This is a genomic window from Rothia sp. HMSC072B03, from assembly GCF_001809565.1.
In the GTDB taxonomy this organism is placed as follows: Bacteria; Actinomycetota; Actinomycetes; order Actinomycetales; family Micrococcaceae; genus Rothia; species Rothia mucilaginosa_A.
This window is the reverse complement of sequence record NZ_KV797970.1, coordinates 468,233-487,031: the sequence shown is the minus strand read 5'-3', so window position 1 is coordinate 487,031 and position 18,799 is coordinate 468,233. Positions and strand designations below refer to the sequence as shown.

15 protein-coding genes are annotated in these 18,799 nt (G+C 60.3%); 12 read left to right on the top strand and 3 right to left on the bottom strand.

The features are described 5' to 3' along the window. The first annotated feature begins 1 nt into the window (after nucleotide 1). From ruvX to nusB, 8 genes are all read left to right on the top strand, one after another. Complete coding sequence (ruvX, locus tag HMPREF2630_RS08580) at nucleotides 2-565, top strand: Holliday junction resolvase RuvX (protein WP_049346314.1); 564 nt, start codon at nucleotides 2-4, stop codon at nucleotides 563-565. Next, nucleotides 562-1,767 (top strand): endolytic transglycosylase MltG, encoded by a 1,206-nt coding sequence (gene mltG / locus HMPREF2630_RS08575; RefSeq protein WP_049334269.1) that lies wholly within the window; start codon nucleotides 562-564, stop codon nucleotides 1,765-1,767. The genes ruvX and mltG overlap by 4 nt, the downstream gene beginning before the upstream one ends. A 132-nt stretch (nucleotides 1,768-1,899) precedes the next feature. Next, the gene (locus HMPREF2630_RS08570; protein ID WP_070484509.1) at nucleotides 1,900-2,850 is read left to right on the top strand and encodes a shikimate dehydrogenase; all 951 of its coding nucleotides are present in this window, start codon (nucleotides 1,900-1,902) and stop codon (nucleotides 2,848-2,850) included. Between the two features lie 89 nt (nucleotides 2,851-2,939). Continuing rightward, the gene (aroC, locus tag HMPREF2630_RS08565) at nucleotides 2,940-4,157 is read left to right on the top strand and encodes a chorismate synthase (RefSeq protein ID WP_049362634.1); all 1,218 of its coding nucleotides are present in this window, start codon (nucleotides 2,940-2,942) and stop codon (nucleotides 4,155-4,157) included. Beyond that, nucleotides 4,157-5,629, top strand: coding sequence for a shikimate kinase (locus HMPREF2630_RS09005; RefSeq protein ID WP_246822774.1), 1,473 nt, complete (start codon nucleotides 4,157-4,159; stop codon nucleotides 5,627-5,629). The genes aroC and HMPREF2630_RS09005 overlap by 1 nt, the downstream gene beginning before the upstream one ends. A 36-nt stretch (nucleotides 5,630-5,665) precedes the next feature. After that, nucleotides 5,666-6,787 carry a 3-dehydroquinate synthase gene (gene aroB, locus HMPREF2630_RS08555; RefSeq protein WP_070484504.1) on the top strand — a complete coding sequence of 374 codons (1,122 nt, stop codon included), beginning with the start codon at nucleotides 5,666-5,668 and terminating at the stop codon, nucleotides 6,785-6,787. Nucleotides 6,788-7,044: 257 nt separating this feature from the next. Beyond that, the gene (gene efp / locus HMPREF2630_RS08550) at nucleotides 7,045-7,608 is read left to right on the top strand and encodes an elongation factor P (RefSeq protein WP_005505932.1); all 564 of its coding nucleotides are present in this window, start codon (nucleotides 7,045-7,047) and stop codon (nucleotides 7,606-7,608) included. After that, nucleotides 7,608-8,018: a transcription antitermination factor NusB gene (gene nusB, locus HMPREF2630_RS08545; protein ID WP_005505934.1), complete on the top strand. Its 411-nt coding sequence runs from the start codon at nucleotides 7,608-7,610 to the stop codon at nucleotides 8,016-8,018. Before efp ends, nusB begins: the two co-directional genes overlap by 1 nt. A gap of 481 nt (nucleotides 8,019-8,499) precedes the next feature. On the opposite strand, the gene HMPREF2630_RS08540 is transcribed toward nusB, so the two are convergent. Genes HMPREF2630_RS08540 through HMPREF2630_RS08535 form a run of 3 tightly spaced genes read right to left on the bottom strand, consistent with a single transcriptional unit; the run spans nucleotide 8,500 to nucleotide 14,670 of the window. Next, complete coding sequence (locus HMPREF2630_RS08540; RefSeq protein WP_070484500.1) at nucleotides 8,500-11,634, bottom strand: type I restriction endonuclease subunit R; 3,135 nt, start codon at nucleotides 11,632-11,634, stop codon at nucleotides 8,500-8,502. 10 nt (nucleotides 11,635-11,644) lie between these two features. Continuing rightward, the gene (locus HMPREF2630_RS09000; RefSeq protein WP_083298919.1) at nucleotides 11,645-12,892 is read right to left on the bottom strand and encodes a restriction endonuclease subunit S; all 1,248 of its coding nucleotides are present in this window, start codon (nucleotides 12,890-12,892) and stop codon (nucleotides 11,645-11,647) included. Further along, on the bottom strand, nucleotides 12,889-14,670 hold the full coding sequence (locus HMPREF2630_RS08535) for a type I restriction-modification system subunit M (protein ID WP_070484498.1): 1,782 nt from the start codon (nucleotides 14,668-14,670) through the stop codon (nucleotides 12,889-12,891). The genes HMPREF2630_RS09000 and HMPREF2630_RS08535 overlap by 4 nt, the downstream gene beginning before the upstream one ends. A gap of 334 nt (nucleotides 14,671-15,004) precedes the next feature. Here HMPREF2630_RS08535 and pyrR point away from each other — a divergent pair, with 334 nt between their 5' ends. The 4 genes from pyrR to HMPREF2630_RS08515 all read left to right on the top strand — a co-directional run bounded on the left by pyrR (nucleotide 15,005) and on the right by HMPREF2630_RS08515 (nucleotide 18,761). After that, a complete protein-coding gene (gene pyrR / locus HMPREF2630_RS08530) occupies nucleotides 15,005-15,700 on the top strand; it encodes a bifunctional pyr operon transcriptional regulator/uracil phosphoribosyltransferase PyrR (protein WP_083298918.1) in 696 nt (231 codons plus the stop codon). After that, nucleotides 15,697-16,698: an aspartate carbamoyltransferase catalytic subunit gene (locus tag HMPREF2630_RS08525; RefSeq protein WP_049350073.1), complete on the top strand. Its 1,002-nt coding sequence runs from the start codon at nucleotides 15,697-15,699 to the stop codon at nucleotides 16,696-16,698. Before pyrR ends, HMPREF2630_RS08525 begins: the two co-directional genes overlap by 4 nt. 30 nt (nucleotides 16,699-16,728) lie before the next feature. Beyond that, complete coding sequence (locus HMPREF2630_RS08520; protein WP_070484496.1) at nucleotides 16,729-18,030, top strand: dihydroorotase; 1,302 nt, start codon at nucleotides 16,729-16,731, stop codon at nucleotides 18,028-18,030. Between the two features lie 173 nt (nucleotides 18,031-18,203). Next, a complete protein-coding gene (locus HMPREF2630_RS08515; protein ID WP_070484493.1) occupies nucleotides 18,204-18,761 on the top strand; it encodes a PH-like domain-containing protein in 558 nt (185 codons plus the stop codon). The last annotated feature ends 38 nt before the right edge of the window (nucleotides 18,762-18,799 follow it).

Genomic DNA, 18,799 nt, shown 5'->3' with positions numbered 1-18,799 from the left:
CATGGCAGAATTCCAGCGCGGAGTGCGGATGGGTGTTGACGTGGGTAAGGCCCGCGTCGGCACCGCCCTCAGCGACCCCGACGGCATCCTCGCCACCCCGCTCAAGACGCTGCGTCGCGACGAGAAGAAGAACTCCGATCGTCGCGTGCTACGCAAGCTGATTGAGGTGAACGAGGTGGTCGAGGTGTTCGTCGGGCTTCCGAAGACCATGCGCGGCGGGGAGTCCTCCTCGACCGAGATGGCTCGGGAATACGCTCAGGCTCTGCGCTCCGAGCTGGACGCCGAAAATAAGACACACATTAACATTTGGCTGGTGGATGAGCGACTCACCACCGTGAGCGCTCACCGTGCACTGCACGAGGCTGGGGTATCCAGCCGAGACTTCAAGACTATGGTTGACCAGGTGGCGGCTGTGAACATTTTGCAGTACAGCCTGGACGCCCTCAAGGCAGGGCAGTCTGTAGCCGGGTACAAGGTGAGCGATCCGGCCCACGAAGAGAACCGATCGCACGAGTTAGAAGGGGCTGCGGTTGGTGCCGTCAATGAAACGGAGAACCTTCAGTGACCGAAAAGAATAAACATTCCGAGGAACACCCCGAAGAGAGCGGTCTGGACCTTTTTCGGCCGACGAAAGCCGATGAGGAAAAAGGCATTACCGGCATTACCTTGGAGCACGAGATTGTCTCTGTAGCGACTCTGCGTGCTCGCAAGCGCCGTCGCCGCGCCATCATGCTGAGCGCCATGTCGCTCTTCGTGGCGGCCCTGGTGATTATTTCTGCCGCTTTCATCACGCGGTACGACCCGTTCAAGACGCGCGACTACTCCGGCGGCGGTAACGGCACGACCGTGACCTTCACGATCCGCTCGGGCCAGTCCACCGCGCAGGTGGCGAACGAGCTGGAGGCGGCCGGCGTGATTGCCGACGCCGATAAGTTCGTCGAGGTGTACAGCAAGGAAAGCAACGGCAAGTACCTGCAGCCGGGCACCTACGAGCTTCAGCAGCACATGAGCAGCTCGAGCGCAATCAACACGATTATCGAGGCGAACAGTAACGTGCTGTACTTGGCGATTCCGCAGGGTAAGCGCGTGACCGAGACCATCGACCTGATCGTTTCCGGTTCTGACGGCGCGTTCACCCGCAAGCAGGTGGAAGAGGCCGTGCAGAACTACACGCAGTACGGCGTGCCGAGCAACTTCCCCTCGATTGAGGGTTGGCTGCACCCGGGCGAGTACCGATTCCCGAAGGACACCGACATCAAGAAGGTCATTCAGACCATGGTCGATAAGACCAAGGCCGACCTGAAGGAAGCCGGCGTGAGCGGCGATCAGAAGGCCTTCGAGGTGCTGACCATCGCCTCCATCGTGGAGCTTGAGGCTCAGCCGAAGGACTACGTGGCGGTTGCGGGCATCATTGAGAACCGTCTGAATAACCCGGATGGTGAGACCTCCGGCCTGATTCAGTCGGACGCGACCGTGACCTACGGTCTGGGTGTCCGCTCCTACCACCTGACGGAGGAGCAGAAGGCAGACAAGAGCAACAAGTACAACACGTACGCGAACAAGGGTCTGCCGAAGGGTCCGATTGGTTCCCCGCAGCTGGCGTCCATCAAGGCCGCCGCCGCTCCGGAGAAGAACCCGTACTACTACTGGGTGACCGTCGACCTGGATTCCGGCGAGACCAAGTACTCCCGCACTTACGCTGAGCACCAGCGTTACGTGGAAGAGTACAACCAGTGGTGCTCGAAGCACCCGGGCCGCTGTAACTAAGCTGCAGCTGATGTAGAGGGCGGGCACCGTTCCCACGAGGGTGGGGCGGTGCCCGCCTTTGCTGTACCCGCTAAAATGGGAGGTGGCCCCCGCGGCCGTCCGTGACCCGGCATTGAGAGCGAAAGAGTATCGATGAAGACTGAACCGTACCGCGAAGCCCCGTATCTTCGCCGCGCCTACGTGCTGGGCCACCCGATTGCCCATTCGCTCTCGCCCGCGCTGCATCGGGCCGCGTACGCGTACCTGGGCGAGGCGAACCTCGAGTACGATCGTCGCGATACCCTGCCCGATGACCTGCCGGCGATTATGCGCGGCGTGCGTAACCCGGCTGGCACCGAGGAAGCCCCGTATATTGCGGGCCTGTCGGTGACCATGCCGCTGAAGACCGCGGTCATTCAGTACTGCGATGAGCTGAGCGAGACCGCTCGCGTGACCGGTGCGGTGAACACGGTGTACCCGCGCGGTGAGAAGGTTCTGGGCGATAACACCGACGTGATCGGCATCGTGAACGCGCTGCTGCACGCGGGTCTGAAGCCGAACCACGAGCGCGACGAGCCCGCCGTGATTGGTGGGGGAGCGACCGCGATTTCCGCCCTGACCGCCCTGCATAAGCTGGGTTACCGCCGCGCGAGCGTGTACGCCCGTTCGTTGCATAAGCTCGGTAGCGTGCAGGAGGCGGCGGACCGCCTGGGCGTTCAGCTGGAGCAGGTTTCCCTGGCTGATTTGCCGCAGAATCTTGCGGAGCGCGGTCATCACCCGGTGGTGTCTACTCTTCCTGCCCATGCGGCGGATGAGTGGGCGAGCCAGCTGAGCGGGCTGAAGGGCGCCTCCGCAACACACCGGCCGGTGCTGCTCGATGTTGCGTATAACCCGTGGCCCTCGGTGCTGGCGAGCGCCTGGGAGGCTAACGGCGGCACGGTGGTTTCTGGCCTGGAGATGCTGCTGTACCAGGCGGTGGAGCAGGTTCTGCTCTTCACGGATTGCACCCTGCAGCCCGCCGAATTGCTGGGCCTGATCAATGCGATGTGCGCGGCGGTAGGTCTTCCGTCCCGTGAACACCTCCCGGCGCCGCTCGCCGAGTAAAGCCCGCATTTTATACACTTTCTACATTGAAGAATTATTATTCCTTCCACCTGCGCGCCGGTGCGGGTGACACGAAAAGAGGTTAACCTATGGCTCTTCGTTGGCTCACTGCCGGAGAATCCCACGGCGAGGCGCTCGTCGGCATCATTGAGGGCGTTCCCGCCGGTGTGGAACTCACCAGCGATATGGTGCGTGACGCCCTGGCTCGCCGCCGTCTGGGCTACGGCCGCGGTGCCCGCATGAAGTTCGAGGAGGACCGCGTGCGCATCCTCGGCGGTGTGCGTCACGGCCTGACTCAGGGCGGCCCGGTCGCTATTGAGATTGCCAACACCGAGTGGCCCAAGTGGACCGACGTGATGAGCTCCGATCCGGTTGACCCCAAGCTGATTGAGCACCGCGCGCGTAACGCGGCACTGACTCGCCCGCGTCCCGGTCACGCCGACTTTACCGGCATGCAGAAGTACAACTTCTCTGAGGCTCGCCCGGTGCTGGAGCGCGCCTCCGCACGTGAGACCGCGACCCGCGTGGCGCTCGGTGTGGTTGCCGCCCAGATTCTGAAGGCTCTGGGCGTTGAGCTGGTTTCTCACACCGTGGCTGTGGGTGGCGTGCACGCCCCCGAGGGCGCCCCGGTGCCTTCGCCCCGCAACGTTGAGCAGCTGGACGCCGACCCGCTGCGCTGCTTCGACAAGGCAACCTCGGACGCGATGGTTCAGCGCGTGGACGAGGCGCACAAGGACGGCGAGACTCTCGGTGGCGTGGTTGAGGTACTCGCGTACGGTATGCCTCCCGGACTGGGTTCGTACGTGCACTGGGACCGCCGCCTGGACGCGCGCCTTGCCGCAGCCCTGATGGGTATTCAGGCTATTAAGGGCGTTGAGGTTGGCGACGGTTTCGCGACCGCCGACCGCCCGGGCACCGCCGCTCACGACGAGATTTCCATTGGCGAGCACGGCGTAACCCGCGATACCAACCGTGCCGGTGGTATTGAGGGCGGCATGAGCATTGGTGACCTGCTGCGTGTGCGTGCGGCCATGAAGCCCATTGCGACCGTGCCGAAGGCCCTGAAGACCATTGACACCTCCACCGGTGAAGAGGCTCGCGCCCACCACCAGCGTTCGGATGTGTGCGCCGTTCCCGCCGCCGGTGTAGTGGCGGAGGCTATGGTCGCCCTGGTGCTGGCCGAGGCCGCGCTGGAGAAGTTTGGCGGCGACTCGATTGGTGAGACTCGCCGCAACATGGATTCCTATCTGGAGGCCATTCCGGCGTCTTTGGCGTGGGAGTCTAACGTTGCCGGTTGGGACGCGTAGTGCCCCTTCCGGTTGAGCCTGCGGGCGTTCACCCCGTCGCGTCGAGCCCCCTGGCGCGTATTGCTGCGGCTGCGCAGCGTGCGCGAGGGGGCGCTTCGCCGCGCCCGGAATCCGGCGCAGAATCCGGTGCGGAACCCGGTGTATCTTCCGCGGCTGAGCGGGTTGTTGAGGCTGCGAGCGCTGAGGTTCGTGAGACTGTTGCGCGTGAGGCTGCCGCCTCGGTTTCTTCCGCGTCAGTTTCTTCTGCGCGCGCGGCTTCTCGTATGCCGACCCCGGCCGACCTGATGCGTTCGGGTGTTCGCCCCCTGCCCGCCGCTCCCGTGAGCGCGCGGGGCGTGCGTCTGTACGCCTCCTCGGCCTCCGAGGATGCCGACCCGGCTGCGGGCCTGGATGAGGACCTGCGCCTGAAGCTACTGAGCGCCCTGCAGGGCATGGCTGAGGAGGAGCCTCGCGAGGAGCCCGTAAAGGCGGAAGTTCCCAAGCCCGCCGCTCCAAAACCGGCCGCGCCCAAGCCCGCTGCGCCCAAGCTGACCGCTCCTAAACCTGCCGCACCTCAGCAGGCTCAGCCCGCGGCGGGGGAGAGCGCAACCTCTGCCCCCGTGCCTGCTCCCGCGCAGAAGGCCGAACCCCAGCCCGCGCCGGCACAGACCGAAACTTCCGCGGCCCCCGTGCCCAAGCCCGCTGTGGCTAAGCCGCTACGTCCGACCCCGGCGCTATTCGGCAAGGTGCAGGTTTCTGCGGCCGAGTCTGTGGCTGAGGAAATCGCGGCGGTGGACTCCGCCGAGGCTGCTGCCGAGATTGAGGCGCGCGCCACATCCGAGGCGGAGCTGAACGCCGAGCTCGAGCCCGGTAAACTTGAGCCCGGCGAGATCGAGGAGTCCGCCCGCATCCACCCCCAGCAGGTGCGCGAGATGCACGAGAACTTTGCCGAGCAGTCGCGCCCCATCGTGCTGATCGGCCCCATGGCGGCCGGTAAGACCTACATTGGCACGCACCTGGCGCGATTCTACGGCTACGAGTTCCTCGACGCCGACCAGCTGATCGTGGAACGCTACGGCGAAGTCTCCGAAATCTTCGAGATTTTCGGTGAGGCACACTTCCGCGAGCTGGAACGCAAGACCATCGAAGAGGTGCTGACTTCCCCGGTGTACCGCAACACGGTGTTTTCGCTCGGTGGCGGCGCGCCCATGACCGATTCGGTTGCGGAGCTCCTCAAGGACGAGTGCGTGGTGTACATTCTGGTTGACGCCGAGACCGTCACCCCGCGCATTACCGGCAATAAGACCCGCCCGCTGTTGCAGCCGAACCCGGTCGAGCGCTGGACCGACATTTTTGAGCGTCGCCGCACCCGCTACGAGGAGCTGGCGCACTTTACCCTGGACGCTCGCGGCGGCCGACCCATTACCGAGATGACCGCAGAGATTCAGGCGTACGTGACCGCCAGCCGCAAGGCGCGGGCGAACAACTCCTGACCCCTTCCTACCCACTCTCCTGTGAAAGGACACACGATGAGCACTCAGCCCACCTTCGGCGCTTCCGGCGAAGCGGATATTACCCGTATTCCGGTGACCGGTAGCTCCCCGCGCGAGAACTACGAGGTGCTGATTGGCCACAACCTGCTCGGCACCCTGCCCGAGATTCTCGGTAACCGCACGAAGAAGGTGCTCGTGATTCACCCGCGTGCCCTGCGTTCCACGGGCGAGCTGGTTATGGAAGACCTGCGCGCGATGGGTTACGAGTCGTTCAGCGCCGAGATTCCCGACGCCGAGGAGGCGAAGCACTACCAGGTGGCGGCGTTCTGCTGGCAGGTGCTCGGCCAGAACGACTTCACCCGCACTGACGCGATTGTGTCTGTGGGTGGCGGCGCCATCACCGACGTGGCCGGCTTTGTGGCGGCGACCTGGCTGCGCGGCGTGCGCGTGGTGCACATTCCGACCACCCTGCTCGGCATGGTGGACGCCGCCGTGGGCGGTAAGACCGGCATCAACACCGCCGAGGGTAAGAACTTGGTCGGCGCGTTCTGGCCGCCCGCCGCGGTGCTCTGCGAGATTGGCACCCTGCGCACCCTGCCCGAGCACGAGTTGCTGACCGGCATGGGTGAGGTCGTCAAGTGTGGCTTCATCGCAGACCCCGAGATTCTTGACCTGATTGAGGCAAACCCGCAGGCCGTGCGCGATTCGCAGTCCGCCGTGATGCGCGAGCTCATTGAACGCAGCGTGCGTGTGAAGGCGGAGGTCGTCTCCGAGGACCTGCGCGAGTCCGGCCGTCGCGAGATTCTGAACTACGGCCACACCCTGGCCCACGCGATTGAGCGCAACGAACGCTACCAGTGGCGTCACGGCGCGGCCGTTGCGGTGGGCATGGTGTACGCCGCGGAGCTGTCGCTGGCCACCGGCCACGCCGACGAGGAGCTCGTGGCACGTACCCGCCGCATCCTGGAGTCGCTGGGCCTGCCCACCTCCTACAAGGCGGACGCATGGCCCCAGCTGCTCGAAGCGATGCGCCGCGACAAGAAGGCACGCGGCAACCTGCTGCGCTTCATCATTCTTGACGGTTTGGCTCGCCCGCGCGTGTACGAGGTGCCGGACGATTCGATTCTGTACATGACCTACCAGGAGATTACCGAGTAGGTGGTGAGTCCCGTATAGTCGCCGGGCGCGCCCGGCCACGTGGTTGCCTTCACTTGGTCGCCTTCGTGTGATTGCTTCCGTGTGATTGCTTCCGCGCGGCAGCCGGGCGGGGTGCCACAGAAAAACTGTGGTGCCCCTGCTAGGCAAATTCGTGCGCATCCTGTAGAATGTACGGGACATATTTTTGCTCATTGAAAACTTAGCGCCTCGCCGGGTACCACTACGGCGTGAGCGTCGATGACACGAAGGAGAGCCCCATGGCATCCACTACCGATATTAAGAACGGCGCCGTCCTGAAGATTGACGGCAACCTCTGGTCCGTCGTAGAGTTCCAGCACGTTAAGCCCGGCAAGGGTGGCGCATTCGTCCGCACCAAGCTGCGCAACGTTACCTCCGGCAAGGTCGTCGACCGCACCTTCAACGCTGGCGCTAAGATCGAAACCGCAACCGTTGACCGCTCCGACTACCAGTACCTGTACCAGGACGGCGACGACTACGTCTTCATGGACATGAAGACCTACGACCAGATCAACGTTCCCGCAACCGTTGTTGGTGACGCAGCAAACTACATGCTCGAGTCCCAGACCGCAACCATCGCAATGCACGAGGGTAGCCCCCTGTACATCGAGCTGCCCGCATCCGTGGTCCTCGAAATCACCTACACCGAGCCCGGCCTGCAGGGTGACCGCTCCACCGGCGGCACCAAGCCCGCAACCGTTGAGACCGGCTACGAGATCCAGGTTCCCCTGTTCCTGGAGACCGGCACCAAGGTCAAGGTTGACACCCGCACCGGTGAGTACCTCGGTCGCGTGAACGACTAATGAATTCGCGTACGAAAGCCCGATTGCGCGCCCTCGAAGTGCTCTTCGAGGCGGATCAGCGCAACGAAGATTATATTGAGGTACTCCGCCGCCGCCGACTGTACACGGTAGCGCAGATCTCTGCTTACTCTGAGGAAATCATTCGTGGCGTCCGCGACCACGACGAAGAGATCCGCGAGTTTGTTGAGACTTACGCCCGTGACTGGTCCTTCGAGCGTATGCCCGCCGTGGACCGTGCCGTGCTGCGTATTGGCACTTGGGAGCTTCTGTACAATGACGAAGTTCCGGATGCTGTCGCAATTTCTGAGGCTGTCGGTCTGGCGCGTGTGCTGTCCACGAATGAATCTCCGAAGTTCGTGAACGGTCTGCTGGATAAGCTCCGTCAGGTGAAGCCGACCCTGCTCGCGTAAGACGTCCCGCCGCGGCCTACCCGCCAGCCCGTAGCTGGTTGGTTCGCTGTTTGAGGATGCGCCCGCAGGGGAGCGTACGTGAAACCCCCGCCGTGCTGTAGTTCGCTACAGGACGGCGGGGGTTTTCTGTGTCTACGTTGCGCTTGTCGTGTGCTTGGGTCTGGGATGCTGAGCCGGATGCGCTGGCTAGATTTGGTGGTACCGGCTGAGATACGTCGGGAGGTGCACCGGAGCCCGTGGGTAGGGGTAACGAACGTTCGAGGCTTCACCGGACAACGCGGGCGGGGGAGTGCCCCCTCTGCGGCGCTGAGTGCCTTGAGGACGGAGCCCCCGCTTTTGTGTTCCAGATTCGATAAGTAGCAGAAGCCCCAGGTTAGAAATATCTCTAACCTGGGGCTTCTGTGTTTTTATATAGCGGCTACTGAACCAGAACACATGCTCTTCAGCTCAGACAAACCGTTTCGGGTACGGCAGAAAGAGACTAGGACTCTTCGTCGTCGCTGTTCCGCTGTTCCTGCTTCGACTGGCTTTGAACCTCGAGGTACACAAGGTCGGAGAGCATGGCGAGAATCTTGTCGCGGCGGTGACGGTCCTCGAAGAACTTCTCCGAAATGATGCTCTGAGTATCCTGATGGTCGAGTACCGCATCGGTGACCGCTGCTTCCAACGTCTGAGACTCTCGGAACTGTTCCTTGGTATTTGCGCTGGCCTGGTTCCTGAGGTCTTCGTTCTGTACAAGAATCGTGACCACACCCTGCACCCATGTTTGCACTGACTCGGGGTCGAAGTCTTCATCCTCAAACAAGGCGTTAATCTTGTCGAGAATGTCAGTCCAAGCGGCCAAGTTGGGATCGTGCGAGCTTCCACCGCCGACTCCCATAGGCTTAAGCTTTTTACCCTCGCCAGTGAGGCGAATTGCGCCTTCACTCTTACGGGTCTGCTTAATGTGGGTCAGTTCGATGTTGCTGAAATCCAACTTATCCGGGGTCTTACGGCCGGTAAGCCAACGGCGGAGCAGACGGAGGAAGAGCGCCAGCTTTTCCAAGTCAGTATCCTGGTAATCCACAATCTGCGAGAGGAAATCGTACAGGCGCACGAATGAGCTAACGTCCTTGCGGAACAGGTCAAGATTATCAATCTCGGCCTTATCGTCGTCCTGCACTGCCAGAATGTAACGGTCGTTGAACCTGTCGGCGGCACGCTTCAACGGCGCAGTGTGCTCTCCATGGTTCTTGTCGCGAACATAGGCCTGGGCGAATTCTTCAACATCATCTCGCGTGTAGATTCCTGCGTACTCGAGTTTGCGATCCAGGTCGTGCACCTTATTCGGGTCGGTGGGCTCGAGAATTTCGGCAGTCCGGTAGTACGGGAGGAAGGCATCCAGGATGGTTTTCGTATCGTTGACAAAGTCGAGGATGAACGTAGTGTCCTTACCCTTAGCGGGAAGCGTACGGTTCAATCGCGACAAGGTCTGAACGGCTTCAATTCCATCGAGGCGCTTATCGACGTACATCGCACTCAGCAGCGGCTGGTCGAAGCCGGTCTGGTACTTATTCGCCACGATGAGTAGCTGGAACTCATCGCCCGCAAATGCTTGCGGAATACCTCGCCCGCGCAGGTCGGGGTTCACATTTATCTCGGTGTAGGGTTCCTGCACACCGGGTACAGCCCCATCAATCTGCCGCGACGTCAGGCTCCCAGAAAACGCTACCAGGGTACCCAACTGGTAATCATGCTTACGAACGTAGGCGTCGATTGCCATCTTGTACTTCAGGGCCGCGGCACGACTAGAAGTTACCACCATGGCCTTTGCATGACCATCAAGAAGATGCGCAACATTCTCGCGGAAGTGCTCGACGATAATCTGCACCTTCTGCGCAATGTTAGTCGGGTGTAGGCTGACCCAACGGATAAGTCCCTTCTTGGCTGCACTTTCATCCACGAGGTCGCCCTCGATAGGTTCACCGGTCTTTTGTGCCAGCCGGAAGGCCGTCTGGTAGGTTGTATAGTTGCGGAGCACATCGAGGATGAAACCCTCCTCGATGGCCTGCTGCATGGTGTACACGTGGAAGGGAATCGGCTTCCCATCCAGTCCGGGGCGACCGAACATTTCCAGAGTCTTCGCCTTCGGGGTTGCGGTGAACGCGTAGAAGGAAATGTTCGGGGAAACGGAGCGCGCGGTCATCTCAGCGGCGAGCATATCCTCGACGCTGACCTCGCCGCCATCTTCCAGAGCTTCGACCTCTGCCTTAGAGAGTACCGTGCGTAGCTTCTGAGCGCTGGTACCGGTCTGGGAGGAGTGGGCCTCATCTGCGATAACCGCAAACTTCTTGTTCGCGAGTCCGCCCTGTTCGGAGAGCGCGTCCAGCACAAACGGGAAGGTCTGAAGCGTCACGATAATGATGAGCTTGCCGCTTGTCAGCTCATGGGCCAGCAGCTCTGATTTTGAGGATGCGGATGCCTTGCGTACCTCGTCAGAGTTGATGGTACCCACCACACCCTTGGTACCCTCAATGGACTTAATGGCTTTCTGAAGCTGTTCATCAAGCACGGTACGGTCGGTTACCACGATGACAGAATCGAAGACCTTGGCGTCGTTATCATCGTGTAGGTTTGCTAGGCCGTGAGCCAGCCATGCGATTGAGTTCGTCTTCCCAGAACCGGCTGAGTGCTGAATCAGATACTTCTGGCCCGGCCCCTCAGTGCGGGTATCGTTGAGCAGAAACGTGACGGCCTCCCACTGGTGGAAGCGGGGGAAGATAATCTGTTCGCTGCGCTTGCGAGTTCCCGTGACAGGGTCAATCTTTTCGCTCGTCTGCTGGTTTACAAAACGCTCAAGAATCTGCAGCCAGTTATCGCGCTGAAGAACCCGTTCCCACAGGTATGAAGTTGCGGAGCCGTCCGGGTTGACCGGGTTACCTGCACCGCCTTCCCTGCCCAGGTTGAAGGGCAGGAACACCGTTTTGGGGCCGGCGAGCTTGGTCGTCATTTGAATCTCGTTATTGGAGACAGCAAAGTGTACGAGCGCCCCACGACCAAATTTCAGAAGTGGTTCGCCCTGCGGCAGGCGGTCCTTACGATACTGCCATACAGCATCATCAATCGACTGAGTGTTATCGGTCTTTAGCTCAGCCGTCGCTACCGGCAGGCCGTTGACGAAGAAAACCAGATCGATAGAATCGTTCGGGCGCTTCTTCGAGTGGTGTACCTGGCGCACCACTCGAAGCCGGTTCTGCTCGTAGTTTTCCTGAGCGACCGGGTTCATTGAGGTCGCGGGCTTGAAAGCGCACATGGCAAATTTCGCCGAGGTCTCTTTAAAGCCACCCCGGAGCACAGCCAGCAATCCGCCGCCGTGTTCGAGAGGCTGCTCCAAGGCGTTGACCAGACGGTCTAGCAAGGTGCGCTTAGCCCGGTCGACCTTATCTTCCGAGGCGTCCTCGGGTACAACGCGTGCCCATTGTTCGGGTTGCGTTGCCTGCAACCAGGCGAAGACGTCCTCCGGAATGAGGGCGCGCTCCTGGTCGTAGCCGGTGAACTTCTCTTCGTAGAGCCAACCGTGTGAACCGAGATATTCACAAATCTCGGTTTCAAAGCTCTTTTCGTGTTGAACACCCATAAGTGGTTTCCTATACCTCAATCTGGCCGGTCACTGCGGCCGTAATCAGAGCAGAACGTCGCTCCTGCAACAATTTAATTGAGCGTTCAGAAGCTTCATGTAGCTTCTGCGTGTGACTATGAATCTGAGTAACCATTCGAACAATTTCTTCTTGATGCTCTACTGGAGGAATTGGGACAGGAAGATTATCTAAATCAATCTGCTGAATTCGTCGGTCGAAGGTAGTGCTAGCACGTTCGAACAACTTAAACTGCCTACGATAGCTAATACTGCGAAGAATCTCGTGCGCGTACGCTGGGATTAGCTCAGTACCAATCGTAAATACACGATAATCAGGGCTGACAGCACCTGAAAGTCCTGATACACCGATTGCTCCTCCAGTTAGCCACATCGGATTAACAACTAGATTGTTTGGAGACACAGCAAGATACTTGGGTAAAGACTTCTCACTAGGCTCCTGATTTTGGTTAGTCTCGGAGCGCGGTACAACGGCACCTGTTTGTCGCAGGGATAGCATCTCCAACGATAAATCAATATTGCGGTCATCTTTGCGAGAAAAAATTCGCTTAAATCGCTGAACATCCCATGACTCGGGAATTGATGATAAGCGATCAGCAACCGCGAGACATAACACCGGACGAGGCCGGTAGGAATGTTCGGCAATGCTGTCGTTCTTTTCTCTGGCGATAGATTGCCCCCAAATCGCAGCTTCTGCGTTAGCTTCAGCTTGTTCCTGTGTAAGACTTAGCAGTTTTTGCTGCTTGGCAATGAGGTGGTCAATCTTCGCCGTCTCACTATCAAGAAATTGAGCAATCCGCTTTTGGAGGTTTTCAGGAGGAACCAGAATCGGCATATCAGTCAGCATCCAACGACGGACAGAATCAACGGTCGTCTTGGCGCTGCCATCCTGACACATAAATCGAAAATGAGATGAGAAAAAATAGAAAAGATAGCGAGCGTCAATTCCTTGGAACGAATGGAGCACGTATGTGCGCTGATGAGCGAGAAATGGACCATTCATATAATGAAATACTTCACCGACAGCTCCATCACCAGCAGTCACAATTGCTTCGCAATCGAAGGTGTAAGTACTAGCTTGCTTTAGCCGGGGCGAACGAATTACAAAATCGTATGATCCATCCGGGTCAGCGTCCTGAGTATCAGCTGTTCCAGTTTCGATAGTACATAGTCTTTTGAGAGGAATTAGATCCCAGTTAGACTGAAATTCGGGTAGCCAGATAGGCTTTGCGATGGTCATTCCGTCACCTCGCTGAGGAGCCCCAGAATTTCACGCGTGACTTCATGGAGCTCGCTATCGATTTCCTCGAGCGGGCGAGGGGGCTGATAACGGTAGAAGTAACGAGTAAACGGAATCTCGTAACCAACCTTGGTCTTCTTTTTATCAACCCAGGCGTCGGGTACGTACGGCTTTACTTCGGCCTCGAAATACGCCTGAATCGTCTCATCGCGCGCGGCATCTCCCTTGGCATTGCCGTTGTAGGTAAAGGGCACCCGCTCGGTATCACGCAGGCTCGTATCCGGCTTCACCTTGCCGAGAGTATTGGTAATAACCTCGTCGTTCTCGTCACGCTGAGGACACTCAACGGTGATGCTCCAGTAGGCAAACTCGTCAGACGGAACAATCTTACAATGTTCCGTCTCAACATAGTCGGCGTAGAGCTTCACAATCGTAGCCCTGTTAGCCTCGGTAAGCTCACGGCCCTTATCTCCGAGCTTCTTACGCATCTTCTCGTAGAATTCGGTACCGTCAATCAGCTGCACCTTACCCCGGCGTGCTTCCGGCTTGTCGTTGTCGACAATCCAGATGTAGGTGGCGATACCGGTGTTGTAGAACATGTCAGTCGGGAGTGCAACAATTGCGTCCACCATATCGCGTTCAAGCAACCACTTGCGGATATTAGAAGGCCCGGTATCCGCGGCCCCGTTAAAGAGCGGCGAACCGTTCATGACGATGCCGCCACGTCCACCGCCCAGAACTTTAGGGCGCAACTTGCTCACCACATGCTGAAGGAACAGCATCTGACCGTCATTTACAGGGGGAACATTCTTCTCCGGGGTTGCATTACCCGCATAGAAACGTGAGTCGTTGCCGAACTCTTTAAGGTCGTCTATGACTGCAGTCCGGCTACTCTTCCAATCGGTGCCATAAGGTGGATTCGACATGCAATAATCGAAAGTGATACCGGCAAATTTATCATCCGCCAGGGTATCGCCCAGCTGAATATTACTGGGATCCTGTCCCTTAATCAGCAAATCTGACTTACAAACGGCATACGATTGGTCGTTCCACTCCTGCCCGTAAAGGCGTAGCTGAGCCTCGGGGTTGAGGCCGGGCTTCTCAGGAGTGCCGATGAGATGCTCCTCTGCAATGGAGAGCATACCGCCCGTTCCCGCCGTCGGGTCATAAATCGAACGAATCGTTCCCGGGGTGCTAAGAGCCTCATCATCACCCGCGAAGACGAGGTCGACGAGCAGACGGATAGCGTCACGCGGAGTAAAGTGCTCGCCGGGCGCCTCATTAGAGGATTCATTAAAAGTGCGGATGAGGTATTCGTAGAGGTCACCCATCTCAGCATTGGTAACCTTGTGCGGATGCAGATTGATACCGGCAAAGCGCTCAACTACGAAGTAGAGGATCTCCTTCTCCGCCATCGTGCTAATCTCTTCCGCAAACTTAAAGCGTTCGAAGACATCAAGATTGGCAGAGAAGCTATTAATGTAATGCTTCAGATTTGCCTCGAGACCGGCAGGATCGCCCAGCAGAGTCTTGAGAGTCCATTTGCTGGTGTTGTAGAACGGCAAACCGGTTTTACGCCGCACCTGTGCGCCTAGCATGTCTGGGGTGTCTTTGTACTTCTCAACCAGGGGAGCAACCTCGTCTTTGTGTTGCTCAAGAAGGCAGTCCAGACGGCGCAGAATTGTCATGGGCAGGATAACGTTACCGTACTGATACGCCTTGTATGGGCCGCGCAAAATATCGGCGGTGCCCCAGATAAACGAGCCCAAGTCGCTCATATGTATCTTCTTTCATCTGACAAATGAATATCGGTTCGATAATACCAGGCAATGGATAAGTAAAATGACACAGCTAATCATATTCAGCGATTAAAATTTAATCCCTCATATTTGTGGATTCCTGCTGGTCAGGAAAACTTATGAAGCTAAATTTACTCACTGAAGTTGAACGAGAGAAAGCAGAAATGGGGAGCTGTTTTAAAGCGGCGCCCGCCGCAGCCGTCTCACCGTGAGCGGTCTCTCGCCGAACCTGAACGTAGCCTGTGAACTGTGGTACCCTACTAGAAGCACAAAACCTTTAAATCCGTCCCGTGAGGCGGGGAAGGAGACGGCTATGTCGGGGACAAGTGTACCCGCAACCGGTACGAACCGGGCTGCCCGCGTGGCCACCACCGCGCAGCCTGAAGCGCTGCATCCCGCAGCACTCGGGGGCCCTCAATCGGCGACCCCTCACTCGCAGCAGGCGACCACCGTCGGTCGCACCATCCTCAGCGAGGACGAAATTCGCCGCGCCCTCACCCGCATCGCCTACGAAATCATCGAAACCAATAAAGGCGTAGACAACCTCGTACTCATCGGCATCCGCTCCCGCGGCGTGCCCCTCGCGGCGCGACTCGCCGCACGCATCCAAGCCCTCGAGCCGACCTTCACCGCAGAAGACCGCCTCGGCGCCCTGGACATCACCGCCTACCGCGACGACCAGCGCGACGCCCCCGAACCGCAAACAGCGGGGGAGAGCCTTATGCCCTCCGTCGGCATTGAAGGCAAAACCGTGGTTCTCGTCGACGACGTCCTCTACTCCGGCCGCACCGTACGCGCCGCACTCGACGCACTCAACGCCCACGGACGACCCGCCCTCGTGCGCCTGGCGGTCCTCGTAGACCGCGGACACCGCCAGCTACCCATCCGCGCCGACCACGTGGGCAAAAACCTGCCCACCAGCGCCAGCGAAACCGTGCGCGTCGTACTCACCGAAACCGACAACGCAACAGACCGAGTTGACATTATCCAGCTGGGAGGGCTCTCATGAAGCATCTGCTCGACACCCGCGAACTAACCCGCGAAGAAGCCATCGAAATCCTCGACGTCGCCGACTACATGGCGCAGGTCAAGGCCGAAAACCGCACCCTGAACGTGCTCAACGGCAAGACCGTCGTCAACCTCTTCTTTGAGGACTCCACCCGCACCCGCCTCTCCTTCGAATCCGCCGAGAAGCGCCTGGGCGCCGCCGTCACCAACTTCTCTGCATCTGGCTCCTCCCTGTCTAAGGGTGAGTCGCTCAAGGATACCGCGCAGACCCTCAAGGCCATCGGCGCGGACGCCTTCGTGATTCGCCACTCCGCCTCGGGCGCACCGCAGCGCCTGGCGGAGGCCGGCTGGACCGACATTCCCGTGCTCAACGCGGGCGACGGCACCCACGCGCACCCCACCCAGGCCCTGCTCGACGCCGTGTCCCTGCGCCAGTACAAGGCAGAACGCGACGGCCTGGACAGCCCCCGCGGCACCGACCTGTCCGGTATGCGCGTGCTCATCGTCGGTGACATCCTGCACTCGCGTGTGGCACGCTCCAACCTCTGGCTGCTGCACACCCTCGGCGCGCAGGTCGTCTTCGTCGCACCGCCGACCCTGCTGCCGCTGAACACCGCCTCCTGGGTTGAAGAAGCAGGCCTGGAAATCTTCCACGACTTCGACGAAGCCATCGCCACCAAGCCCGACGCCGTGATGCTGCTGCGCATCCAGAAGGAACGCATGCGCGCCGCGTACTTCCCCTCCGCCGAGGAGTACACCGAGCTGTGGGGCCTGACCGCCGAACGCTTCGCAACCCTGCAGGCGCAGCCGCAGCCGGTCGCAATCCTGCACCCGGGCCCCATGAACCGTGGCCTGGAAATCTGCACCGAAGCCGCCGACGCCGCCAACTCCTGGGTTCTGCGCCAGGTCAGCAACGGCGTGGCGCTGCGCATGGCGGTGCTCTACCTGCTTCTGACCGACGGATCCAGCGCCAAGCTCTACGCCGGCGACGAATCCTAAACGACCTTCCTAACGAGAGGAACCAACACCATGAGCAAGTACCTGATTAAGGGCGCAAGCCTCTACGGCGAAAAGGTCGCCGACATCCTCATCGAGGACGGCGTGATTAGCCGCATCGCAGAGAACATTGACGCCGCGGATGCACAGGTCGTCGAGGCGGCAGGCCAGGTGGCGCTGCCCGGCCTGGTGGACATCCACACCCACCTGCGTCAGCCCGGCTACGAGGCCTCCGAAACCGTCGAGACCGGCACCCGCGCAGCAGCCCTGGGCGGCTACACCGCGGTGTTCGCCATGGCGAACTCCCTGCCCGTGGCAGACACCGCCGCCGTGGTTGAGCAGGTGGACCGCCTCGGCAAGGAATCCGCATGGTGCCGCGTGCAGCCCATCGGCGCCGTGACCGTGGGCCTGAAGGGCGAGCGCCTCTCCGACATCGGCGGCATGGCAAACTCCACCGCGAATGTGCGCGTGTTCTCCGACGACGGCATGTGCGTGTACGACCCGGCAGTGATGCGCCGCGCCCTCGAATACGTCAAGACCTTCGACGGCGTGATCGCGCAGCACGCGCAGGAGCCGCGCCTGACCGAGGGCGCCCAGATGAACGAGGGCAAGGTCTCCGCTGACCTGGGTCTGGCCGGTTGGCCCGCTGTCGCTGAAGAGGCAATCATTGCTCGCGACGTGCTGCTGGCTGAGCACCTGGACTCCAAACTGCACATCTGCCACCTGTCCACCAAGGGCTCCATTGAGGTTGTGCGCTGGGCTAAGTCCCGCGGCGTGAAGGTGACCGCGGAGGCAACCCCGCACCACCTGCTGCTCACCGACGAGACCGCACGCACCTACGACCCGGTGTTCAAGGTTAACCCGCCGCTGCGCACCGAAGAAGACGTCATGGCGCTGCGTCAGGCTGTTGCTGACGGCATCATCGACGTGATTGGTACCGACCACGCACCGCACCCGGCAGAGACCAAGGAATGTGAGTGGGCCTGCGCCGCGAACGGCATGACCGGCCTGGAGCAGGCGCTGTCCATCATCCAGATGACCCTGGTCGACACCGGCATGATTACCTGGCGCGACGTGGCACGCATCCTCTCCGAGCAGCCCGCTAAGATTGGTCGTCTGGACCACGAGCAGGGCCGCCCGCTTGCCGAAGGCGAACCGGCAAACATTGTGCTGGTCGACCCGAAGGCAACCCGCGTAATCAAGCCGGAGGAGCAGGCAACCAAGGGTAAGAACAACCCCTACCGCGACATGGAGGTGCCCGGCTCGATCCGTGCAACCTTCTACGCTGGCCACCCGACCGTGCTGAACGGCGAGCTGGCAACCCCGCGCCGCTAAACCCGCGAGGCGAACGTACGTGGTGACTGTGCCTGGCGGTGGTAGGTTCACGCCTGCCACCGCCTTGCGGGGAGCGCCGCCTCCAACCCCACCAACCTAGACCCATTAGCCCAGACCCGCCAGCCCAAATCCGAGGCCCCGACCTGAGGCCCCAACCGAAAGAGAGAACCTTCGTGGGAAAGCTCATCACCGCCATCATCTGCATCGCCCTGGTTGCGCTATGCATCTACGGCATGTGGCATGGATGGCGCTCGCGCCTGGCACGCCAGGCGAACATGTTCGGCTCCCTCAAGGAAGTTCCCGAACGCTACGAGGGCATGACCGCCGACGCTGCTTTTGAGGGCGAGTACGTCAGCACCACGATTTTCGGTAACTGGCTGGACCGCGTGGGTTTCGATTCGCTCGGCTTCAAGAGCAAGTCCACCCTGCTGATTTACCCGGACAGCATCATCTTCACCCGTAACGGCGCGAAGGACCTGTGGATTCCGGCGAAGAAGCTCGCAGTCATCACCACCGACCGCGGTATGGCGGGCAAGGTTGTGGAGAAGAACGGCCTGGTCGTGATTGGTTGGACCCTGGACGGTCACCGCGTGCAGACCGGCTTCCGCACCCGCTACGCCGAGGACAAGCAGGCGGCCCTGGAGGAGCTGCGCCGCATCGCCCCGAACGCGGTGGATGCGCCCGAAAAGTGGGCGGCAGACCCCGCCGAGGGCACCGAGCAGGCCAAGTAGGCGGCGCAACGCACCCCGGCACTTCCGGCAACATACCC